Consider the following 23,973-nt stretch of genomic DNA (forward strand, 5'->3'; position numbering starts at 1 on the left):
GCACCGTCTTTCGCTCACCAGGGCAGCGGGCCGTCGTTGCCGAAGAACCCGCCGGTCGGCCCGTCGGCGCCGATCTGGGCCATGCGCACGATGATCGCGGCGGCCTCCTCGACGCTCTGCGCCCCGTTGTCGAAGTTGAGATCGGTCTTCGTGTAACCCGGCTCGACCGAGTTGATCCGAATGCCCGGAAACGCCTTGGCGTATTCGATGGTCAGCACATTGACGGCGGTCTTGGAGGACCGATACGCCACGCCCGGATAGTCGTAGCCCGGGCCGGGCGTGGTGGCCCGAGCCAGCGAGGCGAGTCCGCTGGCGACATTGACGATGACGGGGGAGCCGGACTTCTGCAGTAGCGGCAGGAATGCGTGCAGTACCCGCACGGTGCCGAAGACGTTGGTGTCGAAGGTCTCTCGCATCATGTCCGCCGTGAGATCGGCCGCGCCGAGCACCGAGCCGTCCGGCCGCATCTCGTTCTGCATGCCCGCGTTGTTGACCAGGACGTCCAGCCCGCCCTCGTTCTCGAGGGTGTGCACCGCCGCCGCCACGGACGCGTCGTCGGTGATGTCGATCTGAATGGGTTGCGCCCCAACCTGTTCCGCCGCCCGCCGGCCACGTTCGGCATCACGGCTGCCGAGATAGACGGTATGCCCCGCGGCGACGAGTTGGCGGGCGGCCTCGCGGCCGATTCCCTTGTTGGCTCCGGTGATCAGTATCTTGCTCATGCCTCGAACCTACGAGTTAGAGCGCGCTCGAAGTCAACCGTCGAACCCCGGGGAATATCGGACCGCCTGCCCATGGTTCGCTGGACGAAGGGTTTCCGAGTGTGAGGTGAACTGGTGATGGGTGCCGAGTCGACGGTGTCGAATGTCCGTTACGAGCGTGGGATGGAACTGCTGCGGTCCGTCGGGGGTGACTCCGCCGATACCGTGATCGATGGCATCGCGGAAATCGCACCGGACTTGGCCCGGTACACCGTCGAATTCGGGTACGGCGACATCTATCACCGCCCGGGTCTCACGCTGCGCCAGCGCCAGCTCGCCAATATCGCGGCGCTGGCGGCCATGGGTACCGCGGCGCCGCAGTTGCGTTTCCACATCGATGGGGCGCTGAACGTCGGCGTCACACCGGCCGAGGTCGTCGAGACCCTCATCCACATCAGCGTCTACTCCGGCATTCCCGCCGCCATCAATGGATTGACCGTCGCCAAAACGGTTTTCGCCGACCGGCCGGAATCCGCGAGCCCGGTCGTGGTCGCGCCGATTTCCCCCGAGGAGACGCTCGCCGAACGTCATCAGCGCGGCCTCGAGGCGCTCGATCGCATCGACGGCGAGGCCGGCCACCAGGTCGTCGCCGCCCTGGCCGATATCGCCCCCGACCTCGCCGGCTACATCATCGATTTCTCCTTCGGCGACGTCTACTCCCGCCCCGGCCTCGACCTCCCCACCCGAGAGTTGGTCACCGTCGCCGCCTGCACGGCCCTGGGCACCGCCGCCCCCCAACTCCGCGTGCACCTCCACGGCCTGCTCAATGTCGGCGGCACCCGCGCCGAAGCCATCGAGGTCATCACCCAGATGGCCGCCTACGCCGGCTTCCCTGCCGCCCTCAACGCCCTCACCGCCGCCCGCGAAGTCTTCGCCCACCGCGACGCCGAGGGCCGCAGCGAGTAACCGGACCCCGACCCTGGTGCGCCGACGACGGAACCGGCCGCGACTGGACTGTGGGTGCCCATGTTTGGGGCAGGCGGGCGGGTTGTGGTCGGAACGATGATGGGGTGGTGGGCAATGGACGTGGGAGTGAACTCGGTGGGTTTCTGCGGAGTCGGCGGGAACGGCTGACGCCGGGCGCGGCAGGTATCGAACCCGATACGACTCCGCGGCGGGTTGCGGGGCTGCGTCGGGAGGAGTTGGCGGAGCTGGCCGGGGTGACATCTTAGTTAAGCACTCCATACGGCCTGACCTTGGAATGTGCGTCCTGACCTGAGTAGGAGGCTGCCGTCGCCGTGGTTAGCCTGGGTCAGGATGCGCTGGACCAGCCGAATATTGGGGCACCTGGGAGGTGCGCGACGTGTGGACTGGGCACCGAACAATCGGCGAGATCGAGCTATATACCGCCTGCGCGGGTAGTGCTGCTCAACGACCGTTGCTGGTGATCCATGGCGGACCTGATTGGGATCATAGTTACCTCTGCCAACCTCTCGGGCGACTTGCCAGCTCGAAACGGCTACTGCTGCCGGACCTTCGGGGCTGTGGCCGTTCTGCCCGTGGACTGCCAATTCATCGGTACCACCCAGACGCGGCGGTCGCTGACTTGCTGACGATTCTGGACAGCTTCGCCATCACGATGACGGACGTGCTTGGCTTCTCCTACGGCGGTCTGCTGGCGCAGCGCCTTGCTGCCGCCGCCCCGCAGCGGATTCGGCGCATGATTATTGCGTCCAGCAGCATCATCCCAATGCCCGCCAATGCCTACGACGGCTGGGCGGAGAGGGATGCACTACTGGCATCGGAAGCGGCGGTGTGGTCGGACCCAACACTCAGCGGTCCGAAGCGCCCCCGGGCGGCAGCGTTTGCTAGTGCCCGTGCCAACGTGTGGCGGGCCGACGCGTTGCCCGAACTTCTCAAACGGCTTCGTGTCGTGTGGTTTTCCTCAGAGTGGGATCGGGCGCGCCGCGCAGGCGTTCTGCCTTCGGCGCGACTCGACGATGCAGTCTCGGTGTTGATCCGGACCGAAATCCCAATCCTCCTCCTGCACGGCCGCTATGACATGGTCTTTCCCCCAATGCTGGCGGAGCAGGCGGCGGCGCAGATGCCGAACGCGACGGCGGTCGTGCTCGACGATGCCGGACACATGGCCCACATCGATCAGCCCGAAGTGTGGCTGGACGCCATTGCGAACTTCCTCGAATGACAGCGTCGAATGCTTCACCTGAGGTCGCGAATCAGGACATCCAGACGTGGGGCCTCGGGCCATCGTGGGCGCAGCGTGCCTACTCTATGCCATCCCCATTTGACGTATTTTGCATACGCGCGTGAGTTCTCCGGCTCGACAAGCAATGTCGCTCGTTCCTCGGGTCGGTGGCCGAGCAGGTCATCGTGAAGTGCCCGCGCGATTCCGTGGCCCTGGTACTGGGCGCAAACCATGAGTTCGCTGAGTGCGAATGTGCGCCTGCCGGTTTCGGTTATGAACTCCTGGCGGTCAGCATCTGGATCGTCGAGTTCGAGATTGCCCCACCATGCGGCGTTGGGACGAAGTGGCCAGCCCCAAGTCTGGCCGACTGGTTCGCTATCGATTCGCGCGATAACCAGCTCGAACCGCGACGTTTGGGCTGGGTTGGTGTACGCATCGAACCGGGCCATGAATGACTCGGGTTCGTCGAACGTGTCGCCTGACGCGATGGCTTCGATGTATGACCGACGGTAGATCTCCTCGACGACGGTGCGGAGGTCGCGCGCCTGGGCCTTGTCGTAGTGCTCGAATTCCAGGCCGACGGGCAGGGTAGTCATGCTGTGGTTGCTTTCGTCAGAAGGGCGTCGAACTTGTCGGAAAACTCGCCGCCGACCGGCTTCTCATCGACGGACGCACGGATAGGCTCCAGGTTACGCAGCGTGCGAATCGACGTCAGACCGGTCAGCGTGTCGAGAACGGGCACGGCCTCGGCGACGGCCCCGCGAAGATCACCTGCCCGCGCCCGGATGACGGCCCGCCAGGCGGCAATGTTGATCACGTTTCGTGGAAAGCGTTCGACGTCGGCGACAGAGTCGAACAGCGCTATCGCACGGTCGAACTCCTCGAACTCGGCACGTCCTCGCGCTTCGTGCGCGGCAATCTCGGCCGGGGTGACCGCCCAGAGCCAGCGCGGACACTCGTCGAGTGGCTCGAAACTTGACGCCTGGTCCATCTCCCGCCACGCGGTGGCGATGGCGCGCTCGAATGCTGAACGCTCGCACAGGAGTCCGTACGCCTGCGCCTCGCGTACGGCGATGAGGGCGTGAATCCGGCCCGGCGGCGTGCCGCGCATGAGATCTCGTGCACGGGTCGCGAGGTTCAAGGCGACCTGTGGGCGGGCCTTGCCACGCCGTGCGAGCCCGAGCAGTTGGCCGCCGCCGATCAGGCAGGTACGTGCGATGAGGTCGGGGTCGTTGGCCTCGCATCCAAGGGCCATGGCATCGGCGTAGCAGCGTCGCGCGAGCGACTGACGGTCGGCGTCGTAGGCCAGCCATCCGGCCATGACCGCCAATTCCCCTGTGGCGATGGTGAATGCGTCACCAACGGCGGTGTCGTAGGTGCCGACCTCGCGCCAGTGCTTGGCCTTGGCCAGCTCCATCACCGCATGATCTACCAGCCGCCCGCCACCAAGACGTTGGTCCTCCAATTCCAAGGCCACCACCCCATCACGCAACCGGGCCACATCGGACATGCCGATTTGACCGGGTTTCTCCCCTAACAACACGATCGCCGAACTCGCTAGCGCTGCCTTGCCAAAATCTCGTCGCCTCACGTCGTCCTCTCCGACTTCCCAGGAATACAGCCCGAGTTGGGCACCGTCGGAATTTCATTTGCTGGCAACACCTTCCGTGTTTTGCTCATCGGTCGCCAAGGTGGCTGTCCCCTTGCGAACCAGCTCCCAGAACCGGGCTCGTTGCTCGGGCTCGGCATCGGCGAGAACCTCGAACAACTGTCGCCGGTTGGCCTCGCGCATGTTCTGGGTCTGACCAGTCAGCCAGTCCCGATGTGCACGCGCAGTAACCCCTATCCGCTTGCAGAACTCGACTTTGTTCATCCGTAGCGCCGCGCGAAGGGCTTCGAGTTCATCTGGTGTCCAGTCGATATCGACCATGGGGCTCTCCGGGTCGGTGGGACGGTACGGGCGCGAAACTACCCCCATTCTTCCGTTTTCTTCTCTGGAAGTTCCCCGATCGTTGCGCGCAAGCTCAGATCAACCCCCGGGCCGAGGCGGAACCCCCGCTTGTTGGGTCGATCCTTCGGACATTCCGCGAGTTTGAGACCGTTCGGTTTCTCCTGTATTCGACCCGGGGCTGCTACGGCAACAAAGGACAGGGGCGACATGAACCGGCGCGCACGGCTATATGAGTTCCCTGGGGGCGTGTTCGAACTCCAGGCCAGCGGAGACGGGTCCGAGGACTATGGCGGGTTCTATCTCCAGTTCCAAGACTTCTATGTACTCGACGGACATGACGATAGAGGGGCTGTAATGCGTTACAAGCCAACGCGTTTGGGCTACCTTCGGACCGACGTGTCCGGGGTGGCCCAGTTCTGGGATCAGACTCAAATCCGTAAGCTCGCAACACGTTTGGGCTACGACTTCGCCGACATGGTGATCTACGATCCCCGTTTCGGACGGCCCCCGTTGGCACGTTTGAAGGCGCAGGCCACGCGGTTGGACGCGGAAGCGGTCATAGTCCCCAGTCCCGAGCATTTCGACGGAGCGGAGATTCCGGGGACGTTGGTGCAGCAAATCGACGTGATCACCGTGACGCCGGAAGAGACCTACGCCCGGCGCACGATGCCACCGGTGCGGGACCTTCCGCCCGCTCGCGCGGACGGCGCATAGGCGCGCACTTGGCCGCTGAAGCCATTCCGACGCTCGGGACCCCCGGGGAGGGGGTGGTTGGTCGACGTAGCAATTCAGGACAATTCGATGGTGTTGTTCCACAACGCATTTCGCGATGGACCCTCGGCCAACCGCAACCGCGCCGGGGGTTTCCGCATCCCACACGGGATGGGTCCCAGTCCGCCGGAGATGGGTTGGGGCCGTTCCCTCCTCTACACCCTGATGAGGAAATATTGACGGCTGTTGATTTGGCGACCCGGGGTCACACCGGGGGCGTCGCGTGAACGTTCTGGATGCGTTCAACGACGATTCCGGCCGTACCGGTCGCGCGTTGACCTGGATCACCCACCGTTCCGGGTACGCGCTGGCGGCGTACGCGGTGGCGTGCGTGGTCGGCTGGTTCTTCGACTCGTGGTGGCTGACGGTCCCGGTCCTGGTGGTCTGTGTCGTGTTCAGCGGCGCGGTGACGGTCGCGATGCTGCACGTTCAATTCACTAGGCTCTGCCCTACCTGCATGACCGAAGTCCCCGCCGACGCGCCCGCGCGAGCGCAACGGCGACGGTGGCAGTTGCGCTTCGAACACCTGGCCCGGAGGCGGGCGGCGGTACCGGTGTTCCTGCTGCTGTTCCTGGTCCCTTTGTTGGCGGTGCCCTACCTCCCGTCGTGGTGCTCTGGAATCACCTCGGCACCGGGGGAGGCGTGGGCGATCGGGCTGGCCGTTTCGCTGTGGACCCACCACCGGTTACGGCCGTGGTGCCCGTGGTGCCGCAACTGGGGTGACGGGGGCGCTATCCACGAACCCTCACCCGACCCGACGAACCTGAACACGGTGACCTCCTAAACGCTCCACGGTGGCCCGAACGCGTTGTGAACCAACCGATTACGACCGAAGCCACTCGGGGGTTGTGGTGAATGTGCTGATCGAGCTTCACGATTCCGGGGCCGACTGTGGGTGCCCATGTTTGGGGCAGGCGGGCGGGTTGTGGTCGGAACGATGATGGGGTGGTGGGCAATGGACGTGGGAGTGATCTCGGCGGGTTTCTGCGGAGTCGGCGGGAACGGCTGACGCCGGCGGCGGCGGGTATCGAACCCGATACGACTCCGCGGCGGGTCGCGGGGCTGCGTCGGGAGGAGTTGGCGGAGCTGGCCGGGGTGAGCGTGGGCTATTACACTCGACTCGAGCAAGGGGTGAGTGCGAGCGCTTCCGGCGCGGTCATCGATGCGCTGGCTGCGGCATTGCGGCTCGACGCCGCGGAGCACGAGCATTTGCGAACGCTCGCCGCGCCGCAGCGGCCGACCCGATCTCGTTCCCGCCGAAGCACATTGCGGCCTTCGATACGGGAATTGCTCGGGGCGCTTCCCGGCGTAGCGGCGATCGTGATCGACCACCGGACCGAGGTGCTGGCGTGGAACCCCCTCGGCCACGCGCTGCTGGCGAGCCATGTCGACATCGACGCCCCGGATACGCGGGTTCGGCCGAACATCGCCCGGATGCTGTTCCTCGATCCGCATCACCGTGCGTTGTATCGCGACTGGCCTGCCAAGGCTCAGGTCACCGTCGCGGCTCTGCAGCAGGCGGTCGCGCGGCATCCGGGCGACCGCCTGCTCGAACAACTCGTCGGCCAACTTGCCGTCGACAGCCCGGAATTTGCGAAGATGTGGGCGCGGCGGCCCGTGCAAACCTGCTCGTATTACGTGCGTGAACTCGACCATCCGCTGGTCGGACGCGTGGCCCTGGCGAACGAGACGGTCAGCTTGCCCGACGATGATCAGCAGATCGGGCTGTTCTACGCGCGTCCTGGCACGCCTGATGCCGATGCGCTCGCCTTGCTGGCGCAGAGCATCGCACCAACTCGGGAGGAGAATCCGCGATGAGAATCGTCGTAGTCGGCGGAGCGGGCACTATCGGCCGAAAGTTGGTGCCCGCGTTACGTTCTCGTGGCCACGAGGTGGTTGTCGCCGGGCGCGCCTCGGGTGATGTCCGGGTCGACCTGACCGCTCATGACACCGTCGAAGCGCTCTATCGCGAGGTGGGCGCCGTCGATGCCATCGTGGGGGTGGCCGCGCACGGAGCGCTCGACGAGTTCGGGACACTGACGGCGAACTCGTTGGCGGACAACATGAAAGCGAAGTTCTTCGGACAGGTCGATCTGGTGCTCACCGGCCAGCATCACTGTGCCGACGGCGCGTCTTTCACCCTCACCTCGGGCATCTTCGCCGATGAGGCGTGGCCGCACGTCACCGGCGGGGGAGTGATCAGCGGGGCGCTGCACAGCTTCATCCTCTCCGCGGCGATCGAGCTGCCGCGCCGCATGCGCATCAATGCGGTCAGCCCCACCATGATCGACGATTCCAAGGACGCCTTCGCGTCATCGTTCCCCGGTATGCGGCCGGTGTCTGTGGACGAGCTCGTGACCCACTATCTGCACTGCGTCGAAGGCGACGAGACAGGGCAGATCGTTCGCGCGTACGGGTGAACGAACCGGCAGCCCTGGTTCACTGCCAGCTCGCGATCACGATGTGGCCCTGGGGGATCGCGAGGTCAAGGAGACCGGGGAACTGGGCACCGAGGTCCTCGCGTCGCAGGCGATTCAGGCGGCCGGTTCCATCGTCCGGCGAGTGCGCTCGTCCGGTTGGGCGTAGCGGCGCAGCGGTTTCGAGGGGTCGTAGCGCGTCGGGCGAGAGGTGAGCTGACCCACATCCCTTGCGGAACTTGCCTTCTCGACGTTGAATCGATGTATGTAACCACTTACTTACATCGGAAGGTGCGATGAGTTCCCAGCCGCAGACCACTCGCGAGCACATCATGAGCGAAGCATTGCGCCTGTTCGGCGTGCAGGGCTTCGCGGCGACGTCGGTGGCGCAGATCGAGAAGGCGGCCGGACTGTCCGGCGGATCGGGGGCGCTCTATCGGCACTTCCGTTCGAAGGACGAGCTTCTCGTCACCGCGGTCGAATGGCGACTGGCCGACCGCGGCGACTGGGCGAGGTTCCTCGAACCCGGGTTCTCGATGGCGCCCCTGCTGGCCGAGGCCGGGCCCGACCGGGTCGACCAGCTCACCGCGCTGTGCCGGATCGGTCTCGATCGGCTGGAGCACGACCGGGACGTGAATCGAATTCTGTTGCGCGACAACACCGTGCCCGCCGAGCTGCTCGACGTCTTCCGCCGGGTGGAGTACGACGTGGTGATGGGCGTGGTCACCCGAGCGCTCGCCGAACTCGCCGGACCCGAACGCGCGCCGCAGGATTGGCACGACACCGCCGCCGTTCTGGTCGGCGCCATCGCGCACTTCTGGTTGATCAGCGATGCCTTCGGCGGTACGCATCCGGCCGGCCTCGACGCCGACCGCTACCTGCGCTCTGCCGCCGAGCTGATGCTCGCGCGCCTGGACTGAACCGTACCTCGCATGCCGTACCGGCCCGACCACACCCGTCGATCAGGAGGAAAGATTCCAATGAACACTCGAATCACCGTGGTAGGCGGCGGAATAGCGGGTCTCACCGCGGCCATCGCCTGCGCCGAGGCGGGTGTCCCGGTGCAGCTGCACGAAGCCCACCACACGCTCGGTGGTCGCGGCCGGGCCACCGCCGCACCCTATGTCGCGCATGAAGGTGCGCACGTCTTCTACGCCGACGGGCCGCACTACATCTGGCTGAAGCAGCGCGGCTTCGTGGCGGGTCTCGGCTGGCCCGGCCCCACGGCGGCAGGGAAACTGGCCTTCCGCGCCGACGGACGGATGCGGCGAACTCCGCCCGCGGGGGTGCTGCGAGCGATGGCGAGCGCGTGGCTGCCGCCGCCGGTGGATCAGGACTTCCGCAGTTGGGCCACCAGCACATTCGGGCCGCAAGCCGCCGAACAGATCGCGAACATGATCAGCGCCGTCACCTATGACGCCGACACCGGTCGATTGTCGGCCGCGTTCGTCTGGGAGTTGTTCCAACGCGTCTTCGGCCCGCGGGTTCCTGCGGTCCGGTGGGTGCGCGGCGGCTGGCAACGGGTGATCGACCGGATGGCCACGCGCGCAGTCGATCTCGGTGTCACGGTGTCGACCGCTTCCCGAGTGGACGCCCTGCCGGAAGATGGGCCCGTGATCGTGGCCACCGAGCTGTCCGCCGCCCGCAAGCTGCTGGGTGAGGACACACTGCGCGGCGAATCCGGCTACGCGGTACTGCTCGACGTCGCAGTGAGCGCATCCCGGGCTGATCGGGTACTTGTGTTCGACCTGGACGAGGCCGGTTTCCACGAGTCCTACACGATGCAGGACGATTCCATCGCACCGAAAGGTGAATCGCTGTACCAATTGCAGATGCCGGTGCGGGCGGGCGAATCGCCGAAACAGGCCCAGCAGCGGCTGAGCCGGCTTGCCGACCAAGCGATTCCAGAACGGGCCGACCGCACCACCTTCGAACGCACGGCCACCGCGAAAGGCCGGACCGGCGCCCTCGACCTGCCCGGCCACACCTGGCGCGACCGTCCCGCCATCGCTCGCGGCAACGGGATCTTCCTGGCCGGAGACATGGTTGCCGCACCGGGAATGCGCGGCGAGATCGCCATCAACAGCGGTGTATTCGCCGCCGCAGCTGCGGTAGCAGCGGCCCGCGGCCGCTCCGCCCAGACCCGGCAATCGCTCACCTAGACCAGCGTCCCGTATCGGGAAACCGCCCGTGCTGCGCGGCGAATTGCCGACATCGAGTGCAGGGAGATCGGTGACTTGCCGGCGCGGATGCTCTGGCAGACGTCACCGGCGTGCCCCCATCGAGCGATCGACCCGATAGGAAAGGCCCGCTGCGGGATTCGCAGCGGGCCTTCGGGTTTGGTGGTCAGTGGGTGAAGATCGCCGCGTTCTTGGCGAGATCGAGCAGGGGCTGCGGGTAGATGCCGAGGACCAGGGTGGCCGCGGCGGTGACGGCGACGAGGCTGGTGGTCATGGTGGGGTAGACGACGGTCGGCGGGGTGGCCGGCGGGTCGGTGAAGAACATGAGCACGATGACGCGGATGTAGAAGAACGCCGCGATGGCGCTGGAGATGACGCCGACGATCACCAGGGTGGCCGCGTCGCCGCCGGTGGCGGCCGCGAAGACACCGAATTTGGCGATGAAGCCGCTGGTGAGCGGGATGCCGGCGAAGGAGAGCAGAAACAGCGAGAAGATGGTCGCCAGCCAGGGGGAGCGGCGGCCCATGCCCGCCCAGGCGGGCAATGCCGTTGCCTCGTCACCGTTCTCGTCGCGGACCAGGCTGACGACGGCGAAGGCGCCGAGCGTGCCGAGACCGTAGACGGCGAGGTAGAACAGGATCGAGGACACGCCGTTGGTGGTGGCCGCGACGAGCGCGGTCAGGATGAAACCGGCGTGTGCGACCGAGGAATACGCGAGCATGCGCTTCATATCGGTCTGGGTGACCGCGAGGATCGCGCCCAGGACCATGGTGGCGATGGCGACCGCCGCGAGCACCGGCCGCCAGTCGTTGCGCAGGTCGGGCACCGCCACGTACAGCACCCGCAGCATGGCGCCCACCGCGGCGATCTTGGTGGCGGCGGCCATGAACGCGGTGATCGAGGTCGGCGCGCCCTGGTACACGTCGGGCACCCAGGACTGGAACGGCACCGCGCCGATCTTGAACAGCAGTCCGACCACCAGCATGGCCACCCCGAGAATGGCCAGAACGTGCGAGTTTCCGCTGTCGCGGGTCACCGCCTCGGCGATGCCCTGCAACCGCACGGTGCCGGCGTAGCCGTACAGCAACGCCATCCCGTAGAGGAAGAACGCCGACGAGAACGCCCCCAGCAGAAAGTATTTCAGCGCCGCTTCCTGCGAGAGCAACCGCTGCCGCCGGGCCAGCCCGCACAGCAGATACAGCGGCAGCGACAGCACTTCCAGCGCCACGAACATGGTCAGCAGATCGTTGGACGCCGGAAACAGCATGAGCCCCGCGACCGCGAACATGGTGAGCGGGAAGACCTCGGTGGTCGCGACTCCCGCTCGGGTGGCGGCGATTTCGTCGGTGCTGCCCGGCGTCGAGGCCGCCTGCGGGGTGAAGCCGTCCACCCCGGCGCGCGAGGCGGTCAGGCTCCAGGTGCCCGGCCCTTCGCGCCGCACCGTCATCCGGTCGGCGCGACGTTCGGCGATGAACAGCAGCCCGAGGATGCTGACCATCAGAATCGTGCCCTGCAGAAACAGCGAAACCCCGTCGATGGCAACGGCTCCCACCACCGCGGTGTCGCGTACGTCGCGCAGCCCGATCACCGCGCCCAGCGCCACGGCCAATCCGCCGAGCCCGAGGACCAGATGCGTGACGTAGCGCGAGCGCCGGGGCGCGAACGCCTCCACCAGCACCCCGGCGACCGCGACACCGAACACGATCAGCATCGGCGACAGGTACCGGTATTCGATGCTCGGCGCCGGAACCGCCGCGGCGAGCGGCGAATTCAGGCCGGCCAGCAGCAGACCTCCACTCATTTGTGGACTCCTCCGGTGTTCGTCGGGGCGGCGTCCGGCTGCACGGCGGGCGCCGGATCGTGCTGTCCGATGGTGGTCAAGGTCTTGGCGACGGCCGGATCGATCCGGTCCAGCACCGGTTTCGGGTACGCGCCGAGGAACAGCAACGCCACGATCAGCGGCGCCACGACCACCATTTCGCGCGGCAGCAGATCGTAGAGGCGCTCGTTGCCCTCCTTGACCGGCCCGGTCATCATCCGCTGGTACATCCACAGCACGTACAGCGCCGCGAGCACCAACGCCGACGCCGCGAAGATCGCCGCCACCGGGTAGCGGGTGAATGTGCCGATGAGGACCAGGAATTCGCTGACGAACGGCGCCAGCCCGGGCAGCGACAGGGTCGCCAGGCCGGAGACGAGGAAGGTGCCCGCAAGGATCGGCGCGACCTTCTGCACCCCGCCGAATTCGGCGATGAGCCGAGAGCCGCGCCGCGATACCAGGAATCCGGCGATCAGGAACAGCGCCGCGGTCGAGATGCCGTGATTGACCATGTAGAGCGTCGCCCCGGTCCCGCCCTGGGTGGTGAGCGCGAAGATGCCGAGGATGATGAACCCGAAGTGCGAGATCGAGGTGTAGGCGATCAGCCGCATCACATCGGTCTGCCCGATGGCCAGCAGCGCCCCGTAGATGATCCCGATCACCGCCAGCACGCTGATCAACGGCGCGTAAGTCGAAGTGGCCGAAGGAAACAGCAGCAGGCAGTAGCGCAGCATGCCGAAGGTCCCGACCTTGTCGACCACCGCCATCATCAGCACCGCGCTGGCCGGAGTCGCCGCGACCGCGGCGTCGGGCAGCCAGGTGTGCAGCGGCCACAGCGGCGCCTTGACCGCGAACGCGAACATGAAACCCAGGAACAGCGCGTTGAGCACCGCCGGCGTCGCGCCCAGATGCCCGGAGTTGGCGGCCTCCATGACGGCCCGGAAGTCGAAGGTGCCCCCGCCGCCGCTGCCCAGCTTGTCGCGCGCGGTGATGACGTACAGCCCGATGACCGCCGCCAGCATGATGAGCCCGCCGAACAGGTTGTACAGCAGGAACTTCACCGCGGCCCGCGACCGCTGCTGCCGTGCGGCGAGGTCCCCGGTCTTGGGCCCGAACCCGCCGATGAGGAAGTACATCGGGATGAGCATGACCTCGAAGAACACGTAGAACAGCAGAATGTCCAACGCGGTGAACGAGATCAGCACCATGGATTCGACGACCAGCGTCAGCGCCACGTAGTAGTGCGCCACCCGCGGCCCGCTGCCGACCTCACGCTCGTCCTGCCATCCGGCGATCAGCAGCAGCGGCACCAGCCCGGCGGTCAGCAGCACCAAAACCAGTGCGATGCCGTCCAATCCGAGCGTGTAGCCGGCCCCGAACGCCGGAATCCATTCCCGGTTCTCGACGAACTGGTATTGCGCGCCACCGGTCTCGAACTGGGTGGCCAGCCAGATCCCGACCCCGAGGGTGCCCAGCGACACCAGCAGCGCGAAACCGCGCACCCCGGTACGCCAGCCGGCCGGGAACAGCAGCGCCAGCGCGGCGCCGACCAGTGGAACGACCCACAGCACGGTGAGCCAGGGAAAATCGCTCACGGTGCCCATCGTCGAACTCGCAAGCTCGTTCACAGCAACCTCACCGCCAGCAGGGCTGCGACCACCAGGGCCGCGCCGGTGAACATGGACAGGGCGTAGGAGCGCACGAAACCGGTCTGCACGCGCCGCACGCGCGCCGACAGGCCGCCGATGATCGCGGCCGTCGTATTGACCAGACCGTCGATGCCGCGATTGTCGACGAACACCAGCGACCGGGTCAGGTGCTGTCCGGGCCGCATGAACGCGGCCTCGTTGGCGGCGTCGCCGTACAGGTCGAGGCGCGCGGCCTCCACCAGAGGCGTTGCGGCCGGGGCGGTTTCGGGGATCGGGCTGGCGGCGTACTGGTCGTAGGCCACCCAGATGCCGGCCGCGACGACCGCGAGTGCGAAGAAGGTGATCGCCCACGCCGGAATGAACGCCTCCCCGTGGTGCTGCCCGACGACCGGCGCCAGCCAGTTGGTCAGCGCGGACCCGTAGGCGAACAGCATCCCGGAGAACACCGATCCGAACGCCAGCAGAATCATCGGCCCGGTCATGGAGGCGGGCGCCTCGTGCGGATGCGTGCCCTCCCGCCAGCGCTTCTCACCGAAGAAGGTGAAGATCATGACCCGGGTCATGTAGAACGCCGTGATGCCCGCGCCGCACAGGGCCGCGATGCCGGTGACGATGCCGCCGACCCCGCCGAACGCGAACGCCGCCTCGATGATCCGATCCTTGGACCAGAACCCCGCGAACGGCGGAACCCCCAGGATCGCAAGGTATCCCAGTCCGAAGGTGACGTAGGTGACCGGCAGCAGTTTGCGCAGACCGCCGTAGCGTCGCATATCGGTTTCGTCGTTCATGGCGTGCATGACCGAGCCCGCCCCGAGGAACAGGCCGGCCTTGAAGAAGCCGTGGGTGAGCAGGTGCATGATCGCGGCCGCGTACCCGATCGGCCCGAGTCCCGCCGCCAGCACCATGTACCCGATCTGGCTCATGGTCGAGGCGGCGAGCGCCTTCTTGATGTCGTCCTTGGCGCAGCCGATGATCGCGCCGAACAGCAGCGTGACCGCGCCGACGGCCATGACGGCGGCCCGCGCGCCGGGCGCGAGATCGAAGATCGGATTCGCCCGCGCGATCAGGTACACGCCGGCGGTGACCATGGTGGCCGCGTGGATGAGCGCCGACACCGGGGTCGGGCCCTCCATCGCGTCCCCGAGCCAGGACTGCAGCGGCACCTGCGCGGACTTACCGCACGCCCCGAGCAGCAACAGCAGGCCGATGGCGGTGAGGGTTCCGGTGCTCGCGTGACCCGCGGCCCCGAATACGGTCCGGTAGTCGATGGATCCGAAGGTCGCGAACATGATCATCAGCGCAATGGCCAGTCCCATGTCGCCGACCCGGTTGACCACGAATGCCTTCTTGGCCGCCGTTGCGGCGGAAGGCTTCTCGTACCAGAACCCGATCAGCAGATACGAGGCCAGACCGACGCCTTCCCAGCCCAGGTACAGCACCAGGAAGTTGTCGGCGAGCACCAGCACCAGCATGGCCGCCAGAAACAGGTTGAGGTAGGCGAAGAATCGCCGCCGCCCCGGATCGTGGGCCATGTAGCCGATCGAATAGATGTGGATCAGCGACCCGACCCCGGTGATCAGCAGCGCGAAGCACATCGACAGCTGATCGAGCTGCAAGGCCATGTCGACCTTGAGCCCGGTGACCGGCGCCCACTCGAACAGGCTGTAGTGCACGGCCCGTTGCGCGTTCGACCGATCCAGCATGTCGCTGAACGCCCACGCCGCGACCCCGAACGAGCCCAGCGCCACAAGGGCTCCGATCCAATGCCCCCACTTGTCGGCGACCTTGCCGAGCAACAGCAGGACCACGGCACCCGCGAGTGGCAGGGCCGGGAGCAGCGACAACGTCACCATTGACTTGCCTCCCTGCCGGGCCCGATCTCGACGGCGATCGAGCGCATTCGATCAGTTCTTGGGTTGCTGTGCGACATAATGTTTGACTGCCTCCGTTGTTGCGCCACCAACCGTCGCGACGAAGTAGCTGTTCGTCCAGAGGGTTGGTAGGCGGCTGCATAAGGACGAGAACTCTGTACGTAGCTCCTGCGAGGTCCGGCTTTTGATCTGTTTGACCAGCCGATGAATGCCGAGCTGCGGGTCGCATGAAACGGCCAGTCTGACGTGATCTGGATACGTCTCCAACTGAGCGACCTGTGCATGGCGCTCAACGCATACGTTGTGCACGATCTGCGCGAGCCGCTCACTGATCGATGCATCGATAACGGGGCGGCGGTATTTCGTACACCAGACGACATCGAAGACACATCGGTAGACGATCTGGTTGTTCGATCGGATTTCATCCATGGATAACAGTATGTAGCTCGAAGCTGTATATTGTTCGCGTGCGAGAGACCGTGCGCTACACGTTTCGGGTTCGGCCTGGCAAGCAGGCTGAGCGCGCACTCGAGGCTGAGTGGCATCGCTGTCGATTCCTTTGGAACGAGGCCGTTCACCAATACAAGACGGGCGGCCAACCGACCTACGCCAAACTGTCGAAAATGCTCACCAACGCCCGCGCCCGTTCCTGCTGGCTTCGGGAAGGTTCTCAAGTCGCTCAGCAACAGACACTGCGCAACTACGGCACGGCTCTCCGCAACTCGTTCCGGGTGAAGGGGCAAGGCAAACCATCGTTCAAGTCGCGCAAGGAGTCCCTGCTGTCGTTGGAGTACACCAAGCGAGGATTTGTGGTCAGGGATGGAAGACTTCGTCTCGCTGGCGGGATCGAGATGCCGGTTGTCTGGTCGAGGCTTCTGCCCTCCGAGCCGACAAGCGTGCGGATATATCGAGACAGCCTCGGTGAGTGGTACGGGTCGTTTGTTGTTCGTCGCGAAGTCACTCCTGCCCCTGCAGCACAAGGCAGTATCGGTATCGACTGGGGTGTTTCGACAACTGCCACCACAACCAACCCGCAATTCGATCTGCCATTCGGCGGACACAGAGAAAGGTGCGCTGCACAGCTGGCCAAGTGTCAACGGAGAATGGCCCGCCGGCGGCGACAGCGAGGGCAGACACCATCGAAGGGATACTTGAAGGCGCGTCGCGCGACGGCACGAGTGTACAAAAAGGCTGCTCGCCAGAATGCCTATGCCGTGCGAAATTGGGCTCGCGGGGTTGTCAACGAACACAATCTCATTGCCGTGGAAGACTTCAAGTCGAAGTTTCTCACTCGATCGACGATGGCGCGGAGGGCAGCCGATGGTGCCATCGGGCTGGCCAAGAAATCGCTCGTCGAGCGGGCCGTGCGGGCCGGCCGAAAGGTGGTGCTGGTACCACCCGCCTACACAACCATGACCTGTGCGAACTGTTTCGCGAGAGCCAAGCAGCAGATCGCACTCGGGGTTCGAACTTTCCGTTGCGAATATTGCGGGCACACCGCCAATCGCGATAGGAACGCCGCAAGAGTGATTCTTGCCGTGGCAGAATCCGTCCACGCTGGCGCTGACGATGTAAGACACGCTCACCTCCTTTCGGGTAGTTGAGAATGCAGTCCGAGCCGCAGATCTTCCGCGTTAGTTGCGGGAGAGGGATTAATACCGCAGCAGGTTGGCGTCGTCGACCGAGGTCGAGCGGCGGGCACGGAAGATGCTCATGATGATGGCCAGCCCGACCACGACCTCGGCGGCGGCCACCACCATGGTGAAGAACGCGAACACCTGACCGTCGAGGTTGCCGTGCACGCGCGCGAAGGTGACGAAGGCCAGGTTGACCGCGTTGAGCATGAGCTCGATGCACATGAACACCACGATGGCGTTGCGGCGCACCAAGACTCCGGCCGCGCCGATGGTGAACAGCAGGGCCGAGAGATACAGATAGTTGTCCGGATTCACCGCTAGCCTTCCTCGTGAGAGTCGTCGCCGTTCGTGCCGGTTCCGTTGTGGCCGTTGCCGTTCCCGTCGCCGACTGTGAGCACGACCGCTTCGGTGTGGGCGCGATTGCGGCGATGCCGCAGGATGGTGCTGACCGACAGCTCCTCGAAGGACCCGTCGGGCAGTCGCGCGGGCGCGTCGACGGCATTGTGGCGGGCGTACACGCCCGGCGTCGGCAGCGGCGTGACCCGGCTGCCGGTGCGGAAGCGTTCCTTCGACAGCGTGCGCTGATCGGTGGGCGGGCCGAAGCGTTCGCGATGCGCGAGCACCATCGCGCCGATGGTCGCGGTGATCAGCAGCGCACCGGTGAGCTCGAACGCCCACACGTAGCGCACGAAGATCAGTTCGGCCAGTGCGCCGATGGCGTCGTTGCCGCCGAGGCCGGGTCCGGTCTCGGCGACGCTGTGGCCGGCGACCCCGCGCGCGATGCCGCCGATGAGCAGCATGCCGAAGCCGATGCCGACCACGATCACCGCGAGCCGCTGCCCGCGCAGCGTCTCGCGCAGGGACTCCGCGGAATCCACGCCCACGAGCATGAGCACGAACAAGAACAGCATCATGACCGCGCCGGTGTAGACGACGATCTGCACGATGCCCAGAAACAGTGCGCTCTGGGCGATGTAGAACGCCGACAGCGTGATCATGGTGGCGGCCAGGCACAGCGCCGAATGCACGGCCTTGCGCGCGCAGACCATGCCGAGCGCGCCCAGCACCGCGATCACCGCGAGAATCCAGAACTGCACGGCCTCACCGGTGGAGGTGTGGGTGACGATCTGCTGGCCGGTTTGGGCGATGGTGGTGACCGGACGGCTCATTTCTGCACCCCTTCGGCTGCCGCGAGTTCGCTTGCCGCGCCGGGGACTTCACCGCGGTAGTAGGATCCCTCGTCCGCGCCCGGGTACATTGCGTGCGGCGGGGCGACCATGCCGGGCTGCATCGGCGCGAGCAGGTTCTGCTTCTCGTAGATGAGGTCGGCGCGGTTGTCGTCGGCGAGCTCGTACTCGTTGGTCATGGTCAGCGCCCGCGTCGGGCACGCCTCGATGCACAGACCGCAGCCGATGCAGCGCAGATAGTTGATCTGGTAGACACGGCCATAGCGCTCACCGGGGGAGAAGCGCTCTTCCTCGGTGTTGTCGGCGCCTTCGACGTAGATGGCGTCGGCGGGGCAGGCCCAGGCGCACAGTTCGCAGCCGATGCACTTCTCGAGACCGTCGGGGTGCCGGTTGAGCTGGTGGCGGCCGTGATAGCGCGGCGCGGTCGGCGTCTTGACCTCGGGGTAGAGCTCGGTGTTCGGCTTCTTGAACATGGTGGCCGCGGTGACCATGAACCCGCCGAGGGGTTCCAGCAGACCGGGTTTCCGCTCCGCCTCCCCGCGCTTGCCGGCCGCCGGGGGTTCGGCGGGCATGGGCGGCACCGGGAATTCGGAGTAGGCGCGCGTCGAATCGGGATCCGGCGACGCCTGGGTGCGGTCGTCGCCCGCGTGCCCGGCCTTGAGCACCAGGCCCAGCAGCACCGCCGCGACCACGATCCCGCCGATCACCATGCCCGCGGTCTGGATGTGGGTGCCGTTGTCCTGCAACACCTTCAACGTCGCCACGAACATCACCCAGGCCAGCGAGACCGGGATCAGCAGCTTCCAGCCCAGGTTCATGAACTGGTCGTAGCGCAGACGCGGCAGGGTGCCGCGCAGCCAGATGAACACGAACAGGAACGTCCACACCTTGGCGGTGAACCACAGCATCGGCCACCAGCCGGAGTTCGCGCCCGACCACAGGCTGATCGGGAACGGCGCGTGCCAGCCGCCGAAGAACAGGGTGGTGGCCAGCGCGGACACCGTCGCCATATTGATGTACTCGGCCATCATGAACATGGCGAACTTCAGCGAGGAGTACTCGGTGTGGAAGCCGCCGACCAGCTCGCCCTCGGCCTCGGGAAGGTCGAAGGGGGCGCGGTTGGTCTCACCGACCATGGACACCGCGTAGATCAGGAACGACGGCAGCAGCAGGAAGACGTACCAGGTTCCGTACTGCGCCTTGACGATTCCGGAGGTGGACATGGTGCCCGAGAGCAGGAACACCGCCGCGAAGCACAGCGCCATGGCGATCTCGTAGGAGATCACCTGCGCGGTGGAACGCAGACCGCCCAGCAGCGGGTAGGTCGAACCGGACGCCCAGCCCGCCAGCACGATCCCGTACACGCCGACCGAGGCCATGGCAAGGATGTAGAGCACACCCACCGGCATATCGGTCAGCTGCAGCGGGGTCCGGTGCCCGAACATCGTGACCTGCGGCCCGAACGGGATGACCGCGAACGCCATCACGGCCGGAATCAGCGAGATCACCGGCGCGAGAATGAAGATCGGCTTGTCCACGATGGCCGGAATGATGTCCTCTTTGAGGAGCATCTTCACGCCGTCGGCGATGGACTGCAGGCTACCGCGCGGCCCCACCCGGTTGGGTCCGACGCGCATCTGCATGAACGCCACGATCTTTCGCTCGGCGTACACCGCAAGCATGGGGATCAACAACAAGAAGACGAAGATCCCGAGGGATTTGACGAGGACCAGCCACCACGGGTCGTGGCCGAACATGCCCAGGGTGTTCGCGTCAGGCCCGGAGGAGGCAGCCTGCGTAACCACGGAGGGCCCCGCGAACACCCTTATCAGGTCGAGCTCACTCACAGGTGGTCCTCCCGTCGAATGCGGACGATGTGGCCGGGCGTGGTGCCGAGTTGCACCAGCACGTCGGAGCCCGGCGAGTTCATGGGCAGCCAGACGACGCGGTCGGGCATCTCGGTGACGACCAGCGGCAGGGTGATGTGGCCGTGGTCGTTGCCGACCGTCACCGGATCGCCGGTGGTGACACCGATTTCGGCCGCGGTGTGCGCGGACAGCCGCACCACGGGGGTGCGGGCGGTGCCGGCCAGGTTCGGTTCCCCGTCCTGCAGGCGGCCGCGGTCGATGAGCATGCGCCACGAGGCGAGCACCGCGGTACCGGGATTAGGCTGGGCAAGCGGGCGCGGCGGCTGCACCGGGGTGGCGGCGGCCGGGCCGTCCCACGCCCCGAGGTCGGCCAATTCGGCTCGGGCGCTGGCCGCGTCGGGCAGGCCGAGTCGAATGCCCATCTCCTGGGCGATGGCGTCCAGCACCCGGTATTCGGGCATGGGCGCGGCTTGGCGGCGCACGGTGGAGTCGCGCAGGGCGGCGTCGAACTGACGGTGGCGGCCTTCCCAGGTGAGGAAGGTGCCGGTCTTCTCCATGGCCGAGGCCACCGGGAACACCACATCGGCGCGGTCGCTGATATCGCTGCGGCGCAGCTCCATCGACACCACGAACCCGGCGGCGTCGATGGCCCGCAGGGCCGCGTGCGGATCGGGCATATCGCCGACCTCGACGCCACCGATGAGCAGCGCGCCCAGCGACGGTGCGGCTGCGACGATGCCGGACAGGTCGCGTCCGGGAACTGTCGGGAGTTCGGTGATGCCCCACGCGGCCTGAACCTGGTGGCGTGCACCAGGATCCGTGAGGGGACGACCGCCCGGCAGCAGGTTGGGCAGGGCACCGGCCTCCAGTGCGCCGCGCTCACCGGCACGACGCGGGATCCACGCCAGAGCCGCGCCGGTCTCGTCCGACAGTCGCGCGGCGGCCGACAACCCGCCGGGGATACCGCCGAGGCGTTCCCCGGCCAGGATGATCGCGCCCGGTTCACGCAGCAGCTGCGCGACCTCGCCCAGGCGGGTGTATCCGGCCGTGGTCTCGTCGGTCTGGCCGGTCCGAATCGATTCCAGCACATGCGGTTCCGCGCCGGGCGCGGTGAGCAGGAGAGTGCCCGACATGCGCTGCAGGCCGCGCGTCACATACGGCGCGAGGGAGTAGATCGGGGTGCCGTTGCGGCGGGCGGCCTTGCGCAGCCGCAGGTACACGATCGGCGATTCCTCTTCCGCCTCGAACCCGACCAGCAGGACGAACGGCGCGCGTTCGAGTGCCGCGTAGTCGACCGTGACGCCGCGCCCCGCGATGCGGGCGGCCAGGAATTCGGCCTCCTCACCGGAGTGCTCCCGCGATCGGAAGTCGATGTCGTTGGTGTTCAACGCGACTCGCGCGAACTTCGAGTACGCGTACGCGTCCTCCATGGTGACGCGGCCACCCAGCAGCACCCCCGCCTTGCCGCGCGCGGACGCCAGCCCGCGTGCGGCGACGGTGATCGCCTCCGACCAGGAGGCGGGCTGCAAGGTCCCGTCCTTCCAGTTGCGCACCAATGGCGTGGTGAGCCGGTCGGGTTCGGTGGCGTAGGCGAACGCGAAACGGCCCTTGTCGCAGTTCCATTCCTCGTTGACCTGCGGATCGTCACCGGCCAGCCGGCGCATCACCTTGCCGCGGCGATGGTCGGTGCGCTGGGCGCAGCCCGACGCGCAGTGCTCGCACACCGCCGGGCTGGACACCAGATCGAAGGGCCGGGCACGGAAACGGTAGGTGGAGCCGGTGAGCGCGCCCACCGGGCAGATCTGCACGGTGTTGCCGGAGAAGTAGGAGTCCATCGGCTCCCCGGCGGCGATGCCGACCTGTTGCAGCGCACCGCGATCCATCAGTTCGATGAACGGGTCACCGGCCACCTGCTGCGAGAACCGGGTGCAGCGCGCGCACAGCACACAGCGTTCCCGATCCAGCAGGATCGCCGAGGACAGCGGAATCGGCTTCGGGTAGGTGCGCTTCTCCCCGTCGAAGCGGGATTCGGCGCGGCCGTTGGACATGGCCTGGTTCTGCAGCGGGCACTCGCCGCCCTTGTCGCACACCGGGCAGTCGAGCGGGTGATTGATGAGCAGCAGCTCCATCACCCCCTCCTGCGCCTTGGCGGCGACCGGAGAGGACAGCTGCGTGTGAATCACCATGCCCTCGGCCACGGTCTGCGTGCACGACGCGACGGGCTTGCGCTGGCCCTCGATATCGACCAGGCACTGCCGGCAGGCACCGACCGGATCCAGCAGCGGATGGTCGCAGAAACGTGGGATCTGGGTGCCGATGAGTTCGGCGGCCCGGATCACCAGCGTCCCCGGCGGGACGGAGACCGTTGTGCCGTCGATGGTTACGGTCACCAGGTCAGCGGGTGCCACCCCGCCGCTGGTACTGGAGTTAGCGATGGCGGTCATCGGATACTCGGTGCTGAGGTCTGCTCGCGAATGCGAGACATACAGCACCAGCCTCCTTCCGAGCGTTCTCGAGTAAGGGAAGTCTGTCGGTGGGGTCCGCTAGGCTTTTGTCTATGGAGGAGGTGGTGGGGTACAGCTACCGATTGCGACCGGGGCGCGACGCCGAGTCTGCGTTGTTTCAGGAGTGGCATCGCTGCCGCTTTCTGTGGAATGAGGCTGTCCACCAGTACAAGTCGGGCCGAAAGCCCACCTTCTCCACATTGAGCAAGCTTCTGACCTCCGCTCGCGCACGGTGTCAATGGCTCCGCGAAGGGTCCCAAGTAGCCCAACAGCAGATGCTGCGTACCTTTGCGCTCGCTCTCGACCACTCGTTTACGGCCAAGAACCGCCGAGGGCGCCCTAAACGCAAAGCGCGGAAGACGGCACACCCGTCTTTGGAATACACCAAGCGAGGGTCCAGTATCCGTGACCGACGATTGATACTGGCGAAGGGTCTGAGCATCCCGGTCGTCTGGTCGAGGGAGTTGCCGAGCGAACCTACGAGTGTGCGTGTCACCCATGACTCGCTTGGGCATTGGTATGCCACCTTCATTGTTCGTCGGACTGTTGAACCTCTTCCATCGACTGGCGCCGGAATCGGGATCGACTGGGGCGTCACCTGCACTGCCACCACCACCGATCCGGCGTTTGATCTGCCCCACCTTGGACACCGCAGCCGTTGTGCTGCGGAGCTGGCCCGAGCACAACGAAAGATGGCTCGACGCCGACGCGGCAAGATGGGACCCCAGTCCCGGGGTTTCCAGCGCGCCGCACATCAGGTGGCGAAGTTGAACAAACGAGCAGCCCGGCAGACGCGGCACGAGTCGCGTGTCTGGGCAAAAAAGGTTGTCAGTAAACATGACCTGATTGCCGTGGAGGACTTCCGTCCAGGCTTCTTGGCTAAGTCCACCATGGCCCGAAAAGCCGCGGACGCGGCAATTGGTGCAGCGAAAAATGAACTCATCGATCGTGGCATGCGGGCTGGCCGAAAGGTGGTGGTAGTTCAGCCCGCTTACACGACCATGACGTGTTCGAGTTGTTTTGCGAGAGCCAAGCAGCAACTTGGACTCGGAGAACGAACGTTCCAATGCCGCGAGTGTGGATACATGAGCGGTCGGGATCGAAACGCTGCCAGAGTGGTTCTGGCTGTGGCGGAACGCGGCCACACACGTGTTGATGACGTTAGCCAATCGGATCACCTCCTTCGGGCGGATGGTGCGGTTGCGGTCTGAG

General features: G+C 66.1%; 22 protein-coding genes. 10 read left to right on the top strand and 12 right to left on the bottom strand.

Translation table 11 applies throughout. The annotated features are described in order from the left end of the window. Nucleotides 1-14: 14 nt before the first annotated feature. A complete protein-coding gene (locus D7D52_RS24130; RefSeq protein WP_120739874.1) occupies nucleotides 15-722 on the bottom strand; it encodes an SDR family NAD(P)-dependent oxidoreductase in 708 nt (235 codons plus the stop codon). A gap of 117 nt (nucleotides 723-839) precedes the next feature. Here D7D52_RS24130 and D7D52_RS24135 point away from each other — a divergent pair, with 117 nt between their 5' ends. Both D7D52_RS24135 and D7D52_RS24145 read left to right on the top strand, forming a co-directional pair. Next, nucleotides 840-1,667 (top strand): carboxymuconolactone decarboxylase family protein, encoded by an 828-nt coding sequence (locus D7D52_RS24135; RefSeq protein WP_120739876.1) that lies wholly within the window; start codon nucleotides 840-842, stop codon nucleotides 1,665-1,667. A gap of 478 nt (nucleotides 1,668-2,145) precedes the next feature. Next, entirely contained in the window at nucleotides 2,146-2,907 is a 762-nt protein-coding gene (locus D7D52_RS24145; RefSeq protein ID WP_246024054.1) for an alpha/beta fold hydrolase, read from the top strand. A 14-nt stretch (nucleotides 2,908-2,921) separates the two neighbouring features. Here the strand turns inward: D7D52_RS24145 and D7D52_RS24150 are convergent, their stop codons facing one another. Genes D7D52_RS24150 through D7D52_RS24160 form a run of 3 tightly spaced genes read right to left on the bottom strand, consistent with a single transcriptional unit; the run spans nucleotide 2,922 to nucleotide 4,837 of the window. Further along, nucleotides 2,922-3,503, bottom strand: a complete 582-nt coding sequence (locus D7D52_RS24150; protein WP_120739880.1) for a GNAT family N-acetyltransferase — start codon at nucleotides 3,501-3,503, stop codon at nucleotides 2,922-2,924. After that, nucleotides 3,500-4,528 (bottom strand): NsdA family TPR-like regulatory protein, encoded by a 1,029-nt coding sequence (locus D7D52_RS24155; RefSeq protein WP_484297969.1) that lies wholly within the window; start codon nucleotides 4,526-4,528, stop codon nucleotides 3,500-3,502. The genes D7D52_RS24150 and D7D52_RS24155 overlap by 4 nt, the downstream gene beginning before the upstream one ends. 24 nt (nucleotides 4,529-4,552) lie before the next feature. Further along, on the bottom strand, nucleotides 4,553-4,837 hold the full coding sequence (locus tag D7D52_RS24160) for a helix-turn-helix domain-containing protein (RefSeq protein ID WP_120739884.1): 285 nt from the start codon (nucleotides 4,835-4,837) through the stop codon (nucleotides 4,553-4,555). Nucleotides 4,838-5,104: 267 nt separating this feature from the next. On the opposite strand from D7D52_RS24160, the gene D7D52_RS24165 reads away from it, so the two are divergent. The 6 genes from D7D52_RS24165 (at nucleotide 5,105) to D7D52_RS24195 (ending at nucleotide 10,208) form a co-directional block, all read left to right on the top strand. Then, nucleotides 5,105-5,572: a hypothetical protein gene (locus tag D7D52_RS24165; protein WP_246023259.1), complete on the top strand. Its 468-nt coding sequence runs from the start codon at nucleotides 5,105-5,107 to the stop codon at nucleotides 5,570-5,572. 280 nt (nucleotides 5,573-5,852) lie between these two features. Continuing rightward, nucleotides 5,853-6,413: a hypothetical protein gene (locus D7D52_RS24170; RefSeq protein ID WP_120739886.1), complete on the top strand. Its 561-nt coding sequence runs from the start codon at nucleotides 5,853-5,855 to the stop codon at nucleotides 6,411-6,413. Nucleotides 6,414-6,577: 164 nt separating this feature from the next. Further along, a complete protein-coding gene (locus D7D52_RS24175; protein ID WP_120744420.1) occupies nucleotides 6,578-7,447 on the top strand; it encodes a helix-turn-helix transcriptional regulator in 870 nt (289 codons plus the stop codon). Further along, nucleotides 7,444-8,049 (top strand): short chain dehydrogenase, encoded by a 606-nt coding sequence (locus D7D52_RS24180; RefSeq protein ID WP_120739888.1) that lies wholly within the window; start codon nucleotides 7,444-7,446, stop codon nucleotides 8,047-8,049. The genes D7D52_RS24175 and D7D52_RS24180 overlap by 4 nt, the downstream gene beginning before the upstream one ends. A 293-nt stretch (nucleotides 8,050-8,342) precedes the next feature. Continuing rightward, complete coding sequence (locus D7D52_RS24190) at nucleotides 8,343-8,966, top strand: TetR/AcrR family transcriptional regulator (RefSeq protein WP_120739890.1); 624 nt, start codon at nucleotides 8,343-8,345, stop codon at nucleotides 8,964-8,966. 60 nt (nucleotides 8,967-9,026) lie between these two features. Then, a complete protein-coding gene (locus D7D52_RS24195) occupies nucleotides 9,027-10,208 on the top strand; it encodes an NAD(P)/FAD-dependent oxidoreductase (RefSeq protein WP_120739892.1) in 1,182 nt (393 codons plus the stop codon). Nucleotides 10,209-10,392: 184 nt separating this feature from the next. Here the strand turns inward: D7D52_RS24195 and nuoN are convergent, their stop codons facing one another. The 4 genes from nuoN to tnpA are packed head-to-tail and all read right to left on the bottom strand — an operon-like array spanning nucleotide 10,393 to nucleotide 15,994. Continuing rightward, nucleotides 10,393-12,027 carry an NADH-quinone oxidoreductase subunit NuoN gene (gene nuoN, locus D7D52_RS24200; RefSeq protein WP_120739894.1) on the bottom strand — a complete coding sequence of 545 codons (1,635 nt, stop codon included), beginning with the start codon at nucleotides 12,025-12,027 and terminating at the stop codon, nucleotides 10,393-10,395. After that, entirely contained in the window at nucleotides 12,024-13,649 is a 1,626-nt protein-coding gene (locus D7D52_RS24205; RefSeq protein ID WP_120739896.1) for an NADH-quinone oxidoreductase subunit M, read from the bottom strand. Before D7D52_RS24205 ends, nuoN begins: the two co-directional genes overlap by 4 nt. Nucleotides 13,650-13,669: 20 nt before the next feature. Then, on the bottom strand, nucleotides 13,670-15,547 hold the full coding sequence (gene nuoL, locus D7D52_RS24210) for an NADH-quinone oxidoreductase subunit L (protein WP_120739898.1): 1,878 nt from the start codon (nucleotides 15,545-15,547) through the stop codon (nucleotides 13,670-13,672). A gap of 51 nt (nucleotides 15,548-15,598) precedes the next feature. Then, nucleotides 15,599-15,994: an IS200/IS605 family transposase gene (gene tnpA, locus D7D52_RS24215; protein WP_120739900.1), complete on the bottom strand. Its 396-nt coding sequence runs from the start codon at nucleotides 15,992-15,994 to the stop codon at nucleotides 15,599-15,601. Between the two features lie 38 nt (nucleotides 15,995-16,032). On the opposite strand from tnpA, the gene D7D52_RS24220 reads away from it, so the two are divergent. Further along, complete coding sequence (locus tag D7D52_RS24220; RefSeq protein WP_120739902.1) at nucleotides 16,033-17,169, top strand: RNA-guided endonuclease InsQ/TnpB family protein; 1,137 nt, start codon at nucleotides 16,033-16,035, stop codon at nucleotides 17,167-17,169. A gap of 48 nt (nucleotides 17,170-17,217) precedes the next feature. On the opposite strand, the gene nuoK is transcribed toward D7D52_RS24220, so the two are convergent. From nuoK to D7D52_RS24240, 4 genes are all read right to left on the bottom strand, one after another. Then, nucleotides 17,218-17,517: an NADH-quinone oxidoreductase subunit NuoK gene (gene nuoK, locus D7D52_RS24225; RefSeq protein ID WP_040808323.1), complete on the bottom strand. Its 300-nt coding sequence runs from the start codon at nucleotides 17,515-17,517 to the stop codon at nucleotides 17,218-17,220. Nucleotides 17,518-17,519: 2 nt separating this feature from the next. Further along, complete coding sequence (locus tag D7D52_RS24230; RefSeq protein WP_120739904.1) at nucleotides 17,520-18,371, bottom strand: NADH-quinone oxidoreductase subunit J; 852 nt, start codon at nucleotides 18,369-18,371, stop codon at nucleotides 17,520-17,522. Next, nucleotides 18,368-20,146, bottom strand: a complete 1,779-nt coding sequence (gene nuoH / locus D7D52_RS24235) for an NADH-quinone oxidoreductase subunit NuoH (RefSeq protein ID WP_120739906.1) — start codon at nucleotides 20,144-20,146, stop codon at nucleotides 18,368-18,370. Before nuoH ends, D7D52_RS24230 begins: the two co-directional genes overlap by 4 nt. 86 nt (nucleotides 20,147-20,232) lie before the next feature. Next, entirely contained in the window at nucleotides 20,233-22,701 is a 2,469-nt protein-coding gene (locus tag D7D52_RS24240) for an NADH-quinone oxidoreductase subunit G (RefSeq protein ID WP_120744421.1), read from the bottom strand. A gap of 113 nt (nucleotides 22,702-22,814) precedes the next feature. On the opposite strand from D7D52_RS24240, the gene D7D52_RS24245 reads away from it, so the two are divergent. Continuing rightward, nucleotides 22,815-23,972 carry an RNA-guided endonuclease InsQ/TnpB family protein gene (locus D7D52_RS24245; protein WP_120739908.1) on the top strand — a complete coding sequence of 386 codons (1,158 nt, stop codon included), beginning with the start codon at nucleotides 22,815-22,817 and terminating at the stop codon, nucleotides 23,970-23,972. Nucleotide 23,973: the final 1 nt, after the last annotated feature.

Source organism: Nocardia yunnanensis (assembly GCF_003626895.1).
Classification (GTDB): domain Bacteria; phylum Actinomycetota; class Actinomycetes; order Mycobacteriales; family Mycobacteriaceae; genus Nocardia; species Nocardia yunnanensis.